Source organism: Arthrobacter sp. HMSC08H08, assembly GCF_001807575.1.
Taxonomy (GTDB): domain Bacteria; phylum Actinomycetota; class Actinomycetes; order Actinomycetales; family Micrococcaceae; genus Pseudoglutamicibacter; species Pseudoglutamicibacter albus.
Genome location: NZ_KV789404.1, coordinates 1 through 1,325 on the forward strand (window position 1 = coordinate 1; position 1,325 = coordinate 1,325).

The 1,325-nt window shown below is 52.5% G+C and carries 1 protein-coding gene; it reads left to right on the forward strand.

The window, feature by feature from the left end:
• Positions 1-916, forward strand: a 916-nt coding sequence (locus HMPREF3175_RS08360) for an SNIPE associated domain-containing protein (protein ID WP_141742510.1), incomplete at its 5' end; no start/stop codon positions are given.
• Positions 917-1,325: the final 409 nt, after the last annotated feature.

A 1,325-nucleotide genomic window follows, 5' to 3' on the forward strand; every position in this document is an offset into this window, starting at 1 on the left:
CAAACGGAACAAAACCTGGGACACCTCAACTACAGCCGTAAGCGGTTTCACTTTTAACGACTCTGCCGCCAAAGGACGCAAATTTGTTAACGACATGTCAAAAATGATGCTGCGTGCATATAACGCAGAGTGTGAAAACTGTATGCTCACGGTCAAGGCCGGGAACGGAGACGCAGCCCGTAAACGTCTCGATAGGGCGCGTGATCAGGTAGCGAGACTCGGGCGGATGATAGACCTCGAGATCACTGGCCGATACCACGGTTTGCGCCTAAGAGAATTAGAGCTGACTCTCGAATATCAAAACGCGAAGAAGCGCGAGAAAGAAGAGGAGCGGGAACGCAAAGCGCGGTTACGTGAAGAGGCCCGCGCTCAAAAAGAACTTGAGGCTGAGAAGAACCGGCTTGAAAAAGAAAAACAGCACTACCTCAACGTGATCGCCACCATGGAATCCACTGGCAACACTGAAGAAGCCCAAGCGCTTAAAGACAAGCTCGTTGAGATTGATAAGAGTATTAACGACGTTGACTACCGGGCGGCGAACATTCGCGCCGGCTACGTGTACGTGATCTCTAATATCGGTAGTTTTGGTGAGGACATGGTTAAGATCGGCATGACGCGCCGGCTCAACCCGCTAGACCGTGTGCGTGAACTGTCTGACGCGTCGGTGCCGTTTAACTTTGACGTGCACGCACTATTCTTCAGTGAAGATGCTGTAGGTGTGGAGACAGAGCTTCACCACCGTTTCGCAGATCAGCGTGTGAATCTGATTAATAAGCGTCGAGAGTTTTTCAAGGTGACGCCCGCTCAGGTAAAAGATGCGCTAGCTGACATTTCAGGCAACCTGCTTGAGTTTGTGGACGAGCCGGAAGCGGAACAGTATCGCATGTCTGTGCAGATGAGAGAAAACGACAAGTAGCCCCATAAATGCCATTAAAGCGTGCAACGCCCCTATACTCTTAAACCGCGTTTGTAATGTGTCGGGACATCGCTCATACGATGTCCCGACATTTTTTATGCTCTGGGGCTTTGATGTGTCGCGACTGTATTGATGTGGTGGGTCCGCGTTCCGCTTTTTGGTGAATGTGTCGCGTCATCGTTCCGTTTTTTGGGTGCAGCCAAGGTGGCTGGGCAAAGTGCCTGCAGTCTGGCGGTTCCCGGTGTTCCCGGGGCTATTTTGCTGTCGCTGTGTCTGCTGTTCACCGTTATATCTACGGTTCGTGGCCGGCTGGACAGCTAGTTTCTGCACCGCCCCGTGCCTCGACGTGGATAACGTCGGCGGACCGGTTGGGTCTTGCGGTGGGGTGAACGATGTCGTGAAACCAGAC